Annotated in this window: 13 protein-coding genes; 6 read left to right on the plus strand and 7 right to left on the minus strand. The window is 61.2% G+C overall.

The features are described 5' to 3' along the window. Positions 1 to 73: 73 nt before the first annotated feature. The 6 genes from HUN39_RS11825 to HUN39_RS11850 all read right to left on the minus strand — a co-directional run bounded on the left by HUN39_RS11825 (position 74) and on the right by HUN39_RS11850 (position 6381). A complete protein-coding gene (locus tag HUN39_RS11825; RefSeq protein WP_175094709.1) occupies positions 74 to 1081 on the minus strand; it encodes a sulfotransferase family protein in 1008 nt (335 codons plus the stop codon). Positions 1082 to 1135: 54 nt separating this feature from the next. Further along, positions 1136 to 2782: a methanobactin biosynthesis FAD monooxygenase MbnF gene (gene mbnF / locus HUN39_RS11830; RefSeq protein ID WP_175094710.1), complete on the minus strand. Its 1647-nt coding sequence runs from the start codon at positions 2780 to 2782 to the stop codon at positions 1136 to 1138. Further along, positions 2779 to 4080 (minus strand): multi antimicrobial extrusion protein MatE, encoded by a 1302-nt coding sequence (gene mbnM / locus HUN39_RS11835; RefSeq protein WP_175094711.1) that lies wholly within the window; start codon positions 4078 to 4080, stop codon positions 2779 to 2781. Before mbnM ends, mbnF begins: the two co-directional genes overlap by 4 nt. Continuing rightward, positions 4077 to 4658 carry a methanobactin biosynthesis protein MbnC gene (mbnC, locus tag HUN39_RS11840; protein WP_175094712.1) on the minus strand — a complete coding sequence of 194 codons (582 nt, stop codon included), beginning with the start codon at positions 4656 to 4658 and terminating at the stop codon, positions 4077 to 4079. The genes mbnM and mbnC overlap by 4 nt, the downstream gene beginning before the upstream one ends. Next, positions 4636 to 5463, minus strand: a complete 828-nt coding sequence (gene mbnB, locus HUN39_RS11845) for a methanobactin biosynthesis protein MbnB (protein ID WP_175094713.1) — start codon at positions 5461 to 5463, stop codon at positions 4636 to 4638. Before mbnB ends, mbnC begins: the two co-directional genes overlap by 23 nt. A 78-nt stretch (positions 5464 to 5541) precedes the next feature. Then, on the minus strand, positions 5542 to 6381 hold the full coding sequence (locus HUN39_RS11850; RefSeq protein WP_175094714.1) for a methanobactin precursor domain-containing sigma factor: 840 nt from the start codon (positions 6379 to 6381) through the stop codon (positions 5542 to 5544). A 938-nt stretch (positions 6382 to 7319) separates the two neighbouring features. Between HUN39_RS11850 and HUN39_RS11855 the strand changes: the two genes are divergently transcribed. The 6 genes from HUN39_RS11855 (at position 7320) to HUN39_RS11880 (ending at position 15108) form a co-directional block, all read left to right on the plus strand. Beyond that, positions 7320 to 7700: a DUF2946 family protein gene (locus tag HUN39_RS11855; RefSeq protein ID WP_232366062.1), complete on the plus strand. Its 381-nt coding sequence runs from the start codon at positions 7320 to 7322 to the stop codon at positions 7698 to 7700. Between the two features lie 158 nt (positions 7701 to 7858). After that, a complete protein-coding gene (locus HUN39_RS11860; protein ID WP_175094716.1) occupies positions 7859 to 8938 on the plus strand; it encodes an MbnP family copper-binding protein in 1080 nt (359 codons plus the stop codon). After that, positions 8935 to 10113 (plus strand): methanobactin export MATE transporter MbnM, encoded by a 1179-nt coding sequence (locus tag HUN39_RS11865; RefSeq protein ID WP_175094717.1) that lies wholly within the window; start codon positions 8935 to 8937, stop codon positions 10111 to 10113. The genes HUN39_RS11860 and HUN39_RS11865 overlap by 4 nt, the downstream gene beginning before the upstream one ends. A gap of 31 nt (positions 10114 to 10144) precedes the next feature. Further along, the gene (locus HUN39_RS11870; RefSeq protein ID WP_175094718.1) at positions 10145 to 12550 is read left to right on the plus strand and encodes a TonB-dependent receptor family protein; all 2406 of its coding nucleotides are present in this window, start codon (positions 10145 to 10147) and stop codon (positions 12548 to 12550) included. Between the two features lie 206 nt (positions 12551 to 12756). Next, complete coding sequence (locus HUN39_RS11875; protein ID WP_175094719.1) at positions 12757 to 14622, plus strand: extracellular solute-binding protein; 1866 nt, start codon at positions 12757 to 12759, stop codon at positions 14620 to 14622. Between the two features lie 111 nt (positions 14623 to 14733). Then, the gene (locus HUN39_RS11880) at positions 14734 to 15108 is read left to right on the plus strand and encodes a gamma-butyrobetaine hydroxylase-like domain-containing protein (protein ID WP_175094789.1); all 375 of its coding nucleotides are present in this window, start codon (positions 14734 to 14736) and stop codon (positions 15106 to 15108) included. Between the two features lie 73 nt (positions 15109 to 15181). On the opposite strand, the gene HUN39_RS11885 is transcribed toward HUN39_RS11880, so the two are convergent. Next, positions 15182 to 15805 carry a L,D-transpeptidase gene (locus tag HUN39_RS11885; protein ID WP_175094720.1) on the minus strand — a complete coding sequence of 208 codons (624 nt, stop codon included), beginning with the start codon at positions 15803 to 15805 and terminating at the stop codon, positions 15182 to 15184. Positions 15806 to 15898: the final 93 nt, after the last annotated feature.

A 15898-nucleotide genomic window follows, 5' to 3' on the forward strand; every position in this document is an offset into this window, starting at 1 on the left:
CCCGCTGGGTCGCCAAGGGCTGGGATGTGCTGGGACCAGGTGCAAGGAGAGGTCAGCCGCGGAATGTGGCCTCTTATCGGGCGGCGCCCCAGCCGAAGTCCTTGTCTAGAAGAGCGTAGAGTTCTTCATTGTAGGGCCGGAAAAACTCGGCCAAATTCGCCCGAATGCCGTCGTCAAGCTTTCCGGGCGGACCCGGATTTTGCTCCTCGATGACGAGCGGCTCGACTTTGGGAAGACCAAGAAACGCGTAAATGTCCTTCGCGGTCGATCGCGGATCTCGAAAAAATTCCGCCGCATCGACGATCAAGACGCGGTCTCTGCCGAATTTCTCGAACAGCAGGCGCAGAAAGGGCGCGTAGATGCTGTGGCGCAGATAGCCGGCGCGCGCGCCGGAAAATGCGTGCGGCTCCATGCCGCCGCCCCGTATCGTCGCCATTTCGGCCTCGATCAATGTTCGGAAATCCGGAAAGCCCTTCCAGTGCGGGTCCTGCATCTTGCGGCTGAAACGCTTCTGATCCCATCGCCAGTGCGAAAAGGTGCGCTCCACCGGATCACGCAGAACGCAGATGATGCGCATGTCTGGAAACATCGACTGGGCCACAAAAATCCAGAGGGGATTGGGCATGACCGGCGTGCAGTAGCCGGTGATCGCGCCGCCGTTTCGCCGTTCCGCCGCCCTTTGCGCCGCGAGCGTCGGAAAATGCGCCATGAGTTCGCGCATCGTGTCCGTGAAGGAGATTTCCTTCGACAGCGGCAGCACGACGTGCGGATGCTGGAAAATATAGGAGGAGAGAAAAGACGTGCCGGAGCGCACCGCGCCGATCGATGCGAATGACGGCGCCATGCGTTGGCTGGAGCCGAGGGTCCGCGCCCACACCCGCCATTTTGGCGGGTTGAAAAAGTAATAGGAGCGGAATTGACGCTTCGCCCGAAGGGGCAGGGCTTCCAAAATCCCGCTGGCGCGCGATAGCCGGTTGAAGTCCTGGTAGGGGGTCTGGATCGTTTCCAGTCGTTTCGGATCAACCGCGAGAATCGGCTCCGGCTGGGAGGGCGCGTGGAGTTCCGGCGAAAGGATGGACATTCGACCACTCTCCTTTGGGATGACGTTTCTTGGAGCGGGATGAGGCGGTTGCGCCTAGGTTGCGTCGACGAGCGTAGCCTTGAGACTGCCGCTGGATTGGCGCGTATCGAAACCGCGCACGCGCGCAAAACTCGCATCGAGCGTCGCGAGAGCGTCGGGGCTTCGGCCTCGCGAACGCCAGCAGATGAATCCGTCTGGCCGCACGAGTAGCGCGCCTTCAGGCGAAACGCCGAGACGCGGCAGAAACAGCCCTTCGGGATCGTCGACGTCGAAGCCGAGGCGGCAGACGCCAAGCGGCGCGCCTGAACGAAGGCCGACACGTTCCGCCGCCTCGATCCAGTCGCCGCCGTCCGGACCGGCGAAGAGCATGAAACCGCGTCCAATCAGATCATGAGAGGAGATCGTCTCCTCGCCGCGCCGCAGCCAGACATGCGCGAGGCGCGTTCCCGGCGCGCCGCTCGGGTGAAGAGGGTCTTCGACCGCTGCGCCGTCGTCGATTTCGTCGGCGATGATCGCGTTGGAGCGATACCGATAGCCGATCGCGGTTTCGCCAAGGCCGTATTCGTCTTCCCGAATGCGCAGTTCCTGACGATCGGGCAGGAGACGCTCAACGTAATTGGCGAAGGCTCTTGCGATCGCGATTTGCGCCACGGGCTTGCGCTCAATCTGATAGGTATCGAGCAGCGTGGGAGCGGCATGGCCCTTCACGACAAGCGCCAGCTTCCAAGCTAGGTCCGCGGCGTCCTGGATCGCGGTTTGTCCCCCCAAGCCGCCGACCGGCGGCACGATATGCGCGGCGTCGCCGGCAAGAAACACCCGGCCAAAGGACATGCGATCGGCAAGAAGAGCGGCCATCCGCCAAGGACGAACGTCGAGAATCTTGACCGCGAGATCAGGGACGCCAAGAGATTGTCGAACCAGTTCTCGGCATCGTTCTTCGTCGAAATCGGATGCCTGATCGCGGGAGGAATCATATTCTATGTTGATCTGGCCGCGATTGGGCTCGTCGCAAGTGACGAAGGCGCCGCTGAACGCCTTGTTGCGAAAATAATAGAGAGCAAACCCGTCTCTCCGCAGGATTGCGCCGAGATCGGCCTCGAACAGCACCGACATCGCATCCGCGATCACTCCCGGGCCTTCCATCTTCACGGCGCCGGCGTCACGGATCGTTCCGCCGGCGCCGTCGGCGGCGATCATATAGTCGGCGAGAACGGTGGTTTCTCGTCCCGACGCCTCGTCGCGCAAAATCGCTTCAACGCCGTCCTCTCCTTGGGAGAAGCGCGCCAGCGCCGTCGAAAATCTGACGTCGGCGCCGTTCTCGCGGGCGAAGCGCAGCAGCACGGGCTCGACCCGGTCCTGGCCCGCGGTGCATATCTTGCTCGGCGACACGCGAGTCGCATCGAGCGACATCTTGGTCACCAGCGTCTCAATCGCCGGACCCGTAACGGTCTCCGCAATGATCACCGTTGTATCGTTTGCGCCGGTGCGGCTTGCTGCGAACAGCGCATCCTCCAGGCCATCGACGACGCGCAGAACCTCCATGCTGCGCCGATTCAGCCCATGCGCTTTCGGCAGCCCCGACGTTGACGCGCGTCGCTCCACGAGGATGCAAGGAACGCCGCGCCAGGCGAGGAGCGTCGCCGCGGACAGACCGGCATAGCCTGCGCCGACAATGAGAACAGGGACTCGTTCCATGCTCATTGGACACGTCCTTTCAAGCGCAACGGGACGCCAGCCGGCTCCTCGGGCGCGGATCGAAGGTTAAGCCAGATCAAGAAAACGGCGAGGGCTTCAGGCCAGATCAGAGATTGATAGGCGATCTCCGGACGGTTCACGGCGAGTCCAAATAGAATGAACAGCGGCGCGATGAACCATTGCGCAAGCACATCGACAGAGGTCAGTTCTGCGAATGAGCTCTGCGCGAGCGTCAGTCCTCGGACGATACTGCCGACGAAACGGATTGGCAGGGAGAGCGCCAAGCAGGCGACGAATACGGACCACCAGGCTCCATGTTGGCGGTAAAGGGTCGCGCCGATCCAATCGCGCCCGAACAGCAGTATGACTGCGGCGGCCAGTGTGATTGGCGCGCCGAGCCGCACGACTGGCGCGAGCGCCGGCGTCCAGTCGCCGTGAGCTTTCGCCGGAAGGCGGATGGCGAGAAAGCGCGTCAGCGTAATCAGCGGACCAAGTACGAACAGCATGAAAGTTTGGGCGGCGGCAAATGAGTCGAGACGCTGGCCGTTGGCGCCGTTCTGCCAGGGGAGCGAAAAGAGGGCCAGCGTGAAGAGCATCGCCGCCCGCGGGGAGAGCACGCGCAACGCTTCCCAAAACGTTCCGCTTAGAAAAGAGCGGACGAACGCGATTTCCGGGACGCGTATTCTGCGCGCGCCATGCGCTTCCAGCCGACTCCACAGCCAAAGCGAAGCGATGGCCGAAACGATGCAGCTCGCGAGAAAACATCCCGCGAAACCAAAGCCGAGGGCCTGCATGAAAAGGACGTTGGCCCCGGCTTTCACGGGAATTTCCGCGAGTTTCCATGTGAGCGCCGAGCCGCCGCGTCCGAGGGCGTGCAACAAGAATCCTTGCGTATTCGAAAGAACGCGAAAAGGCGTGCCGGCAACGAGCCAAACGATAGGGGCGCCGATATAGGGAGCGGCCGCGGCGTCCCCCATCAGGGCGTCAAGAAAGATCGGATAGGCGAAGAAGCCGAAAATCGCCGTCGCGACGCCCAGCGCGAGGGAGAGCGCGCAAGCCTTTTCGATTGCCTCGGCGGTCTCGCCATTCTTTTGCGCGTGGCCGAGCGCAATCGCCGCGACGGCGGCGCAAGCGATGGTGACCGCGACATCGAGCAGCGTGATGCGCATCAGAATCGCATAAGCTCCCGACGCGCGGCCGCCCAGTCTCGCGACCATGGCGAGATCGATTTGCATAATGAAGGCGGCCACGGAAGTGCTGGCGAACAGGAACCAGTATCCGCGCCACAACGGCGCGCTTGTCATCGCGCCAAGCTCTGCCACCCCGGAAATAGGTCAAGTTCGAAGGACTGCAGCGTAAAGTAGCCAAAAATATCCGGAGGCGCCGGCAGCGGCTCTTCGGGTTCGATAAGTTCGATCTCGCGCCCCAAACGAACGCTGCGGCATTTCCAGCCGATGACAAGATTCGTCGTGTCTGCGCATCCGATGACGATTCCGCAATCTCTGCCGCGATCGAGGATAGCCCAACGCGCGGCCGACGCCGCCATGACCGACCGCAGATATTTGTCGTCGGCGAGCAACCGCTCCTTGAACGGCGATTGGCGCAGCCAAGCGTAGACCCACAGATAATAGGACCAGTCAAAGGCGAGCTTCTTCTCTCCAGCCCAGGCCATGAAGGGCCGGAAGATCGACATCCCGTCGAGACCGGAAAGCTCCAACAATTCTGGGCAGATGTCGAAGAGCGTGTGCCAATACATGCGCAGGCTCACGTCGATCCGCACGAAGGCCTTCTGGTCCGTAGGATATTTTGCGTTCAGTTCCGGCGACATCAGCGCCGGGTAGAGATCGCGATCAGTCCGACTAGGCAGAGAGAGCAAGATCATGACGCCTTTCTTCCGGTTGGCCGAACAGCTCTCGCAACAACTTCAGATCGGCGACGATATCGTCAAATTCGATCCGGTCGTCGCGCTCATAGGTCATTGTTGCGCCGGGCTTGTCGAAGACCGATCGGAAATCTCTCAGGAAGGCGAGCGTGTCGGGCGCCAGAGCCTCTGCGTGAGTGTCCAGCGAGATGAAAGGCTCGACCAGGGAATGCCTGTAGCCCGCGACATGGAAATGCCGGGCCTCGGCAATGACGTTACGCCAGGCTTCGAACGGCGTCCCGCAATTGCGATGGGCGCAAACGGCGTTGGATGCGTCGAACAGCACGCCGGCGCCGGTTTCTTTCATCAGGCGCTCGAAGAAGGCGGGCGCCTCTCTCCCCCCGTCCATGATGGAGGGATAATTTTCAAAATGGATGCGTTGTCCGACGATTTCCTGCCAGGCGAGGACCCTGTCGCGGACGGATTCATATTCGGTGGAATAGTCGATTTCACCCAAGTGAAAAAAAGCGCGCCCTTCATGAGTGAAGCGCAGAATGTGGTCGGAGACGTACATCGGATTCAGCACATCGATGTAGTCTCGAAGCCGCGCCGCAAAATCGACCAGCGTCGGCCGATCGGCTTCTAGAAACTTTGAATACATTATATGCAAGCCGATCGGACAATCGAACGCCTTGGACAGTTCCTCCGGATCGACGCAGAAAAAATTGTCGATCAGAAATTCGCAGTAGTCGATATGCCGTTCCGCGAGCAGCCTCTGAACCATGTCATAGGTGTCGCCGAGCGTGAAATTGAAGCCAAGCCGCATCTATTGTCGCCCTCGTCTTGCCGCGCCTGACGTCGCTTGCGCCGCTGGCCGGGGGCCAGCGACGCAAGCCGATCGTCCTTAGCCGTTCGTGGCGGCGCAGGTCGAAGCGCACATGGCGCCGGCGCGGCCGATAACATTGAGCGTAATGCGCTTGGCGATACGGATGGTCATAGGGGCCTCCCCTTTCGAGTTCGTCTGGAACGTCCAGACGGGCTCCGCAGAACGCGGGACCCGAATGGTATGACGAGCGAGGCCGCAAAAATCGGACAGCATGCGACGAGATTTTTTTCGAGCCGAGGGGATTGTTATTTCCGTCGCATCCCGGGCGACGGACGGCGCGTCCGATGGCGCTGCCAAAAACTCGCGCGGCGAATCCGCCGCCTCGAGAGGCGGCGCGCCCACGGGGTCGCTCGGCCGCGGAATATCGAAGGCGCGATCGAAATGCTCGAGCGCCCGACCCAGGCTGCGATTGACCGTCCTCAAGGAAACGCCGAGTTCCTGCGCGATCTCCGAATGGCTGAAACCTAGAATCCGGCTCATCAGGAATATCTGACGACAACATCGCGGCAGCCGCGCCAGGGCCGCTTGAACATCCCGCGCCAGGCCGAATGCGTCGAGGGCCGACGTGATTTGCGTGTCTCGAGCGGGCGACTGGAACCATGCGCCGTCTTCGGCAAGCGCTCGAGCGTGCGTTCTTTGCCTTCGAAGATTGTCGATCGCGAGCGTGCACGTCATCTTCGACACATAGCCGCGCGCATTCGAAATCAGTTCGCCACGGTCGCTTTCCAGCATTTTGAGATAGGCTTCCTGGACCAGGTCTTCGGCGTCTCCCGAGCCGATCACGCGGCGCGCCCGCGTTATCAGATCGCGATGATGGCTTCTAAACAGTCGGTCGATCGTCTCATGGGACTTCTGCATCAGCGCCTCCCCGCTTGTCTCCAAGCGCGCCGATTATCCAAAACGCATCACGCCGAGCGGCCCCAGGGGCGTCGGCGATGCGTGGTTTCTATCCGCGGACGTCATTGCTTCCGAACGCGCGGATGTACGGCCGTGTCTTTAGACGGGGGAGGCGCGCGCCGGCGGCGTTGCCGACAGCGTTCGGGAAACGGGAAGGATCGGAAGCGCGAGAACGCTGATTCGCGCCGTTGGAAAGGACAGGCGCGCAACCTGGTCATAGACGCAGAAGATCTGCGGCTGAGCGTCGCAGCACGCGATACAGTCCGAGCAAGAGCCGTCGTGTTCGCCCGGCGCGTGAGGCGTCGCGGGAATCACATCGCTTTTGCAGACTACGGCCCGGAACGACAAAGAATGAGATTGAGCGCGCGCGGCGACAGTCGAAACGCCAGCGACTTGCAGCAATATCGCAACGAAAAGAATGAGCCGAACGAGCATGGATTGCCGCCAACCATTGCCTACGGTGCGCGGATCATAGGCGCGAAGCAATCGGGCGGCAATACGAAAACTTCCTATACGACGCGCGCATGGCGGAACGATAGGGGTCCGATAAGGCGGAGACGCTGTGACAAATGGCAACGGTCGGCGGCCCTGCTGCGCTGTCTCCAGCCGCCACAAAATCTTTCGTACGGACAAAAGACTCTGTGCGAGAGACTCTGCAGACTCTGTGCGAGAGACTCTGCGCCGGCGGTCGCGCCGCCATTTGGAGTGATGTCGGAATGCACGGCGTTCTTCGCCGCCGGCCAAATTGAAAGACAAAGCGAAATTGCAAAGACCAAGTGTGGCTGCAGCGCAACAGTTCAAAATATTGCAAAAGTTAGGCGCTAACCGTCGTTGACAAGTTAATCCTCGTGCACTCAGAATTCCTTATGCGGCCAGACAAGAAACAAATGCGGCGATTCATGCGTCCGATTGTGGCGGCCGCCGTCGCTTGTCTGCTGTTTCAGCAAGCTTTGGGTCTTATTTTTTCTCACGGCCGCTACGGCGGCGATTTCGGCGCGTTCCTAAGCTCTCCCGTAGCGATGGCGAACGAGCTTTGCGCCGACCAAGCCAATGGCGACGGCAAGGCCCCGCATGTTCAGCACATGCACTGCATGGCTTGCTTTCTAAGCGACCGAAACGACGACCTCGGAGCAAAGGTTCTCCTGTCCGCCGTCGTTCTCGTGCTGGCGCCCTTGTCTGAAACTCCTCCTCTGTGGCCGGAAGAGCGCGATATCGCGCCGCCGACCACCCAGTGGCCTAGAAACAGGCTTTCTCGCGCACCCCCGTCGCTTCTCTCCTAAGAGAGCGCGTTAACGGCCGGCTGCCGGGTCCTCGACCCCACTCGCCAAATCCCTCGCGTTTGATTTTCGCGCGCGTCTCTGACGCGCGACGCCGACACGCGTCGCGAACGCGTGCAGCCAAGAAACATCTCAAAAATCGTGCTGACAGGAGAGGAATCATGCGCGCATTCACTCGAATTACGGCTGTCGTCGCCGGCCTCGCAGCCGTTGGCGGCGCGCAGGCGGCGGCTAAGGTCGACGGCGGCGAAAGGCAGCAGATCGCGATACGCTTTGCGCTTGCGGCGGGCGATCAGCCGGTCGAATGCGGCCGCGACATCGCAGGGCTCGGAACCGGCGGGCAGCCGGCGCAGCTCCACGACGCCAGGTTCTACATCGCCGCGCCGGCGCTGATCGACGCCGCCGGCCATGAAGTTCCCATCGAGCTGGAACAGAACGACTGGCAATACGCCAACCTCGCCCTCCTCGATTTCGAAAACAAGACCGGCAAATGCGTCGGCAGCGCCGATGTCAACGACACGATCAAGGGATCGGCGCCTCGCGGCCGCTACAAAGGGTTCAGCTTCGTCATTGGCGTTCCCAGCGTCGTCAAGGACAAGGACGGCAAGGACGTCATTCTCAACCACTCGAATTTCGCCACCGCGCCCGCGCCGCTCGATCTTCAGTCGATGACCTGGAATTGGCAGGCTGGCCGCAAATTCATAAAGATCGAAGTCGATCCAGAGGGCGGTGTGACCCGCCCGCCGCTCAAGCCGAAAAGCCCGGCGGACGCAGCGAATGGCGCCGGCGCGCAAGGCGACAAGTCCGGCGACAAGTCCGACGGCGGCGCGCCGGCGATGGCCGACGCGCCCAAGGCGGCGCCGCTGCGCGTCAACTCGGATGGGACGATCACAGTCTCGACCTGGATGCTGCACCTTGGTTCGACGGGCTGTCGCGGCGACGCGACGAAAGGCGAGATCACCTCCTGCGCCAATCCAAATCGCGTTCCCGTGAAACTCGCGTCCTTCGATTCGGGGCGGCAGCGCGTCGTGCTCGATCTGAAGCAGCTCTTCGCCGGCATCGATCTTGGGAAAGACCAGGGGTTCTCCACCGGCTGCATGAGCGGTCCGGCCGATCCTGAATGCGCGCCGATGTTCGAAAATCTCGGGCTTCGGCTCAAGGAGACCGCGCCCGACGCCAATGACGCCGGCCAGTCTTCCGGCGCGTCGACGAAGATTTTCCGCGTGGAGGCCACGAAATGAAGCGCGAAACTCTCGTCCTCCTCTTCGTCGCAACTCTGATCGCGGGCGGCGCGCAAGGCGACACAATCCCGAGCGCGGAATCGTGGCGCTGGACCTTGCCCGAGTTCATGCCGCCGCCACGGGTTCCAGCTGACAATGGAATGTCGGAGGCGCGTTTTCAGCTCGGACGCAAGCTCTTCTACGACCCGCGTCTGTCGGGAAACGGCAAGGAGAGTTGCGCCTCCTGCCATGAGCAGCGCCTGGCGTTCACCGATGGTCGCCCGGTCGCCGTCGGAGCCACGGGCCAGCATACGCCGCGCAATTCGCCCAGCATCGCCAACGCCGCCTGGCGCGCCACGCTCACCTGGGCGAATCCGGCGATGGTGACCCTGGAAAGGCAGATGGAAGGCCCGCTGTTTGGCGAAGAGCCGATCGAGATGGGCGTCAATGACAAGAACCGCAAAGAGATCCTCGCGCGCTTTGCGGGCGACGCGGATTATCGTCGCGACTTCGCGGCGGCGTTTCCCGGCGAGGCGGATCCAATCAGCTTCGGCAACGTCATCAAGGCGATCTCCGCCTTTGAGCGCGGCGTCGTCTCGGCGTCCTCGAAATATGATCTCTATCTTGAAGGCAAAGCGACGCTCTCTCCTGAAGAGACGCGCGGCAAGGATCTCTTCTTCGGCGAGAAGGCGGAATGCCATCACTGCCATGGCAGCGTGAATTTCGACGATCAGTTCTATCACGCCAAAACGCGCGAGATCGAGACGCCGTTTCACAACACCGGCCTCTATGATCTCGACGGAAAGGGCGCCTATCCGGAGCCCAATCGCGGCGTTTTCGAGAACACGCATAATCCCGCCGAGATGGGGGCGTTTCGCGCTCCCAGCCTGCGCAATATCGCTGTCACCGCGCCTTATATGCACGACGGCAGCGTCGCGACGCTCGAGGACGTGATCGATATTTACGCGTCTGGCGGCCGCAATGTCACGAGCGGTCCATTCAAGGGCGACGGCCGGTACAATCCGAACAAAAGCGCGCTGATCGTGCCCATCGATCTGTCGGCTCAGGAAAAGAGCGATCTGATCGCCTTTCTGAAAACGCTGACCGACGACTCCCTGCTGACATCTCCCCGCTTCGCCGACCCGTGGAAACCGGCGTCGACGGCAAGCGGATCCACGCGTGCGCCTGCCCAATGAGTTTCAACCCCGAATTAGGAAAGAAAAGAAGATGACGTCCCGGTCGAAATTGATGCATGGCGCAGCGCTCGGCGCTCTCGCCGTCTTGTCCGCCGCCTCCGTCGCGCACGCGCAGCAGGCGCTTCCGCAGATCACGATCGGCGCCGCGCCGGTCAGGCCTCCCGCCGTCCGGGAATCGACGGCGGGCGAGGAAGGAATCGCGCCGGGCTTTAGCGCCGCCCGCGCGAAACTGCCGATCTATCGGGACCCGCCGGGGCAGACGGTGACGATCGTCAACACCAAGTTCCTCAAGCCGACGCCTCTAGCGGATGTCCGGAGGGTGTTGGAATACAGCCCCGGCGTCTCCATACAGCAAGGCAATAATGCGCGCGATCTGTTTATTTCGATTCGCGGCTCGGGCAATCGGGCTGGTGTCGGGTTTCCAACTGGCATCCGCAACATCATGCTGTACGAAGACGGGTTCCCGATCACGACGGCCGACGGCAATAGCCGCACCGACCTGCTTGATCCGCATTCCTTTGCCGCCGTCGACGTCTATCGCGGACCTTCGTCGGCGCTCTTCGGCAATTACGCCTATGCGGGCGCGATCAATTTCCGCAGCTTTTCCGGGGCCGAAATCGACGGCGTCCACACCGGTTCGGAATTTGGCAGCTTCGGCTATGTCAACAATTATGTCCGTGTCGGCAAGGCGGTGAAGGACAGCACGCTCGGCGCCTTCGATCTGTCGTTTTTCGCCTCCGACGCTAACAGCACCGGCTATACCCGCAACTCTTTCTCAGGCAAACAAGCCAAGCTTCTCGGCAGATGGGACGTGACCCCTACCGATCGTGTCATCGTGAAATATATCGCCAACAACTTGAGATCGGAGTTCATCAACCGAGAAAATCTCAATGTGTTCTACCTCAATCCATTTCAACAAAATTATGGCTGCTCCATCGCCGTCCCCCTGAACCTCAACTTATGCAACAATCTGAATGTGCCGAAGAATGGCATATCGGGCGCGACCACTCGCCAAAGCGTCTGGCAGCTTGGCACTCATCAACACTCTCTCAGACAGATCGCCGGCGTTCAGTTCGAGCATGACTTCAACAACGCCACCACCTGGCGATCGCAATTTACTTATGATTATCTCGATAACATCAGTGGAGCTTGGCCGCCGCCGATATTTGGCCCCACCGGCCAGGGCGGCCCGGTCGCCTTAAGGGGTCCAACGGTGGGCATCACCGCGCAGACCGACATTACCAGTCACATTCCGATCTTTGGATTTCCGGCGACACATTTTCTCCAGTTCTTCTATAACAACGCCAAAACCACCAATCCGCTCTTTAATCAGATCGCGAATACGTGGTACAGCGGCGCAATCGGCGCGCAGGTCGGCAAGTTCGACTACTATACTTCAAACATTGGTCTGCGCGCGCGTGAAGAGATTGCGCTCGCTCCGGGCCTGACTGGCGTCGTGGGGTTCAGCGCCAACTGGAATCGCGTCTGGGGCGTCAATACCGCCTATAACTACCCGGCCAATCTGGCGCCCAGATTTCCTACTCAAGTCGCCGTCGACAATGATTATTGGAACACGGCGCCGGAAGCGTCGCTCACTTATCGCTATAGCCCCGAGTGGCAAGTGCGGGCGCGCTATGCGGCGGGCTACAGCACGCCGACATTCGTGTTTCTCACCACTACCCGAAACGGAGTCGGACAAAATCCCCTAAAGGCCCAGACCAACATGGGCGTCGATCTCGGGATCGACTGGACGCCGCGCCCCGATCTCACCGTCAGCGTAACCGGCTTCAACGAATGGCATCGCAACGAGATTCTGACGTTGAGCAATGGGCTCGTCAGCTATTCGCAAAATATTCCCTCCAGTCTCCACCGCGGCGTCGAACTCAACGCCGATTGGCGGCCCTTCGACGGATGGCGGCTGATCGCGGCCTATACGTTCAACGATCAGTTCTTCACCAATTACTGGGACGATCTCGGTTCGGTCGCGGGGCGAGCCGTCTTATATAATCGCTCCGGCAACAGGATTCCCAACGTGCCGCCGCATACTGTGACGATGCGCGTCGGATACGACCAGCCATACGGCGACCTTTCGGGTCTCGGCGCTTACGCCGAATATGTTTTCAAGAGCAATTATACGATCGACAACGCGAATTTCACCACTCTGCCGAGCTACAGCCTGTTCAATCTTAACGCGCACTATAATCACGACTTAGACAACTTCTATGTCAAAAATATCGAGCTCTTTTTCGAGGTCTCGAATATTTTCAATCGGACCTACGTCGGTGGCGCATTCGTTGTCGCCAACTCGCTCCTCCCGGGCACCGCGACACAAACGCCGCTGGTCTGGCCGACAGGCGGCCTGGTGACGGCGCAAGGCGCCGGCATCATCGCCGGCCAGCCGCGCGCTTTCACGGGAGGCGTCAAACTCAAGTTCTGATTCGATCGGGCGTCGCCCCTCTTTGGGGCGGCGCCCGCCAGACAAGCGCCATTCAGCGAAGCTTCGAGAACGCTCACCACCGCGACATCTTTTTTGAACCAGTAATGCGCCGCGCGATGCGGCGACAACGATCAGCAGTTCGTAAAATTGGAGACTGCCCGAGCCGAATAGCTTCAGTACGCCAATTTGGCGAAGGAGGCGATGCAATGCTTAGCGTTGGGCAAGCAATTGGACGCATGATCGCCGCTGCGGGTTTTGCGGCGCTCCTCCACGCCGTCGCGGTCTTGTTGCCCGCTTGGGCTCTTGCCGATAAGCTTTCGAGCGCTCCCGTCACGCATGGTCTCGCGCTCTATGGCGAACCTGCGTTGCCGAAGGATTTCGCTCATTTTCCCTATGCAAATCCCGACGCGCCAAAAGGCGGCGCGCTGCGGCTCGGTCGGCGCGGGGGATTCGAAAGTCTCAATCCGTTCAACGCCAGATTCGGGGTCGCGCCGCAGCTCATCATCGACAATGTGCTGCAAAGCCTGATGACCCGATCGCAGGACGAACCCTATTCGCTTTATCCGCTGATCGCTCAATCTATCGAAATCGACGACGCCCGCGAGCACGTCACATTTCACCTCGACCCTCGCGCGCGCTTTTCCGACAAGACGCCGATTCTCGCGTCTGACGTTCTATTCTCCTTCGAATTGCTCAAGTCGAAAGGTCGGCCGAATCATCGCGTGATTTTCGCTTCGGTGACATCGGCCGTGGCGCTCAACGACCATACCGTGCGTTTCGATCTGACCGGCGTGAAGGATCGCGAAGCGCCGCTCATTCTCGCCGCCATGCCGGTTCTCTCGAAGAGGGCGACCAATGTGGAGCGCTTCGACGAGCTCGATATGACGATCCCGCTCGGCTCTGGCCCTTATGTGATTTCAGAGTCCAAAGCAGGTTCGCGTCTGGTTTTGCGCCGCGACCCCGACTACTGGGCCCGCGACATACCGAGCCAACGGGGACTCTATAATTTCGACGAGATCGACCTCGACTATTATCGCGACGGCGCGGCGCTGTTTGAGGCGTTGAAGGCGGGGCTGATCGATTATCGCGAGGAGACGAGCGCCGCGCGTTGGTCGACGGGCTATGATTTCCCCGCCGTTCGCAGCGGCGCCGTTGTGAAAGAAGCGCTGCGGCCCGGCCGTCCGACGGGAATGGAAGGCTTCGTCTTCAATCTGCGCAAAGCCATCTTTCGCGACGTGCGGCTGCGCGAAGCCATCGCCATGATGTATGATTTCGAGTGGATCAACGCCAATTTCTACGGCAGACTCTATACGCGCACGGAGAGTTACTTCGGCGAGTCGGACTATGCCTCGACGGGGCGTCCTGCGAGCGCCGCCGAGCGCGGCTTTCTTGCGAATTTTCCGGGCGTCGTTCGCGACGACATTCTCGAGGGGCGTTGGCGACCCGTTCAGCACGACGGTTCGGGGCGCGATCGCACGGTCGCGAAGCGCGCGCAGACGCTTCTCGGCGCCGCCGGCTATGTTCTCGTCGACGGGCGTCTTGAGAAGAATGGCGCTCCCGTCGTATTCGAGATCATGATTCGCGATCGCGACGAAGAGCGGCTTGCGCTCAATTTCGCCGCCTCGTTGAAGCGCATCGGCATCGAAGCCAATCCGCGCTTATATGACGAAGTCCAGTACCAGCGCCGGCGGCAGCGCTTCGAATATGACATGATGATAGGGCAATGGCTGGCGTCCGCTGTGCCTGGTCAGGAACAGTTGAACCGGTGGACGACGGAAAGTCTCAATCGGAAAAATTCGGTTAATCTCGCCGGCGCCGCCTCGCCGGCGCTCGACGCCGCGATCGACAATCTGCTCGCGTCGCGCACCAGCGAGGACAGCATTTGGGCGGCTCGCGCGCTCGATCGCATATTGCTCTCCGGATTCTATTTCGTGCCTCTGCAGCACGTGAACGCCATCTGGTGCGCGCATCGCGCCGCGATCCGCCATCCTGCGCACACGCCGCTTTTTCCGATGTTTCCCTTCGGCTTCACTTTGGAGAGCTGGTGGAGCGAGAAAGCCGATGTCCGCTGAGTTCGGTTGGCGCCTTTCGCCGGAAGGCGATAGATATGATTGGCGGCGGCTGGAGGCGGCGCGCCGCGGCGACTTGAACCCGCCTTGCGTGAACAATGGCTGGAGAGCCTCATGGGGCAGGAGCCCTGGCCAACTGAACTGCGCCTCTCGGAAGGCGGGCGGATGCTGAACGTCTCCTTCGACGATGGCGCGCAATTCGCGCTCAGCGCCGAGCTTTTGCGCACGCAGAGTCCGAGCGCGGAAGTGCAGGGCCATTCTGCGAAGGAGCGCAAGACTATTGGCGGCAAGCGCAATGTCGCGATCATCGCTGTCGCGCCGGTCGGCAATTACGCCGTGCGGCTCGACTTCGACGACATGCATCGCACCGGAATCTACACGTGGCGGTATCTGCGCGAGCTTGGCGAGACGGCGTCGGCGCGGTTCTCGTTCTATCTCGAAGAGCTTGCAGCGAAGGGGCTCGATCGCGACCGGCCTGGAGAAAAATAAGTCTTAAAAAATAGTCCAGCAAAATGAATCGGCCGACGCGCGCGCCGGCCGTTCAAATACTCGCTGCAGGAACTTACCGCGTCACGACCACGCGGGTGCCGACCTTGACGCGGTTGTAGAGGTCGACCACGTCATCATTGGTCATCCGGATGCAGCCCGACGACACGGCCTGGCCGATGGTCCAGGGCTCGTTGGAGCCGTGGATGCGGTACAGCGTGCCGGAGAGATACATGGCGCGCGCGCCGAGCGGATTGTTGAGGCCGCCCTCCATATGCCGCGGCAGGTCGGGGCGGCGGCGCAGCATTTGCGCCGGCGGCGTCCAGTCCGGCCACTCGCGCTTATGGGCGATGTAACGCGTGCCGGCCCATTCGAATCCCGGTCGGCCGACTCCGACGCCGTAGCGGATCGCTTGGCCATTGCCGAGCACATAATAGAGTCGACGCTCATTGGTGGCGATGATCACCGTGCCGGGCGCATATCTGGCGTCGAAGGCGACGGTCTCGCGCGGAACGGCGACCGCCTGCGGACGCCCGTCGCTGGTTTGCGGGGCGAAGGAGCCGCCGCCGAATAGCGCGGTGAAAGGGTCGACGACCGGCGCCGGGGCCGGCTGCGGCGCAGGGCTGCGCGCGGATACTGGAGACGAAAGGGCGCCGAGCGCGCCGAATGCGCAAATCAGTGCAAAAGCGAGACGCCGCATGGTTTTCCCTTGTCCAAGTGTGGTCAGACGTCGCGCCGAGCCGAATTCGCGACGCAGACGCGCTGATGATTAGTCCCGCAGGCCGCTCGCGCA

The organism is Methylocystis silviterrae (assembly GCF_013350005.1).
Taxonomy (GTDB): Bacteria; Pseudomonadota; Alphaproteobacteria; order Rhizobiales; family Beijerinckiaceae; genus Methylocystis; species Methylocystis silviterrae.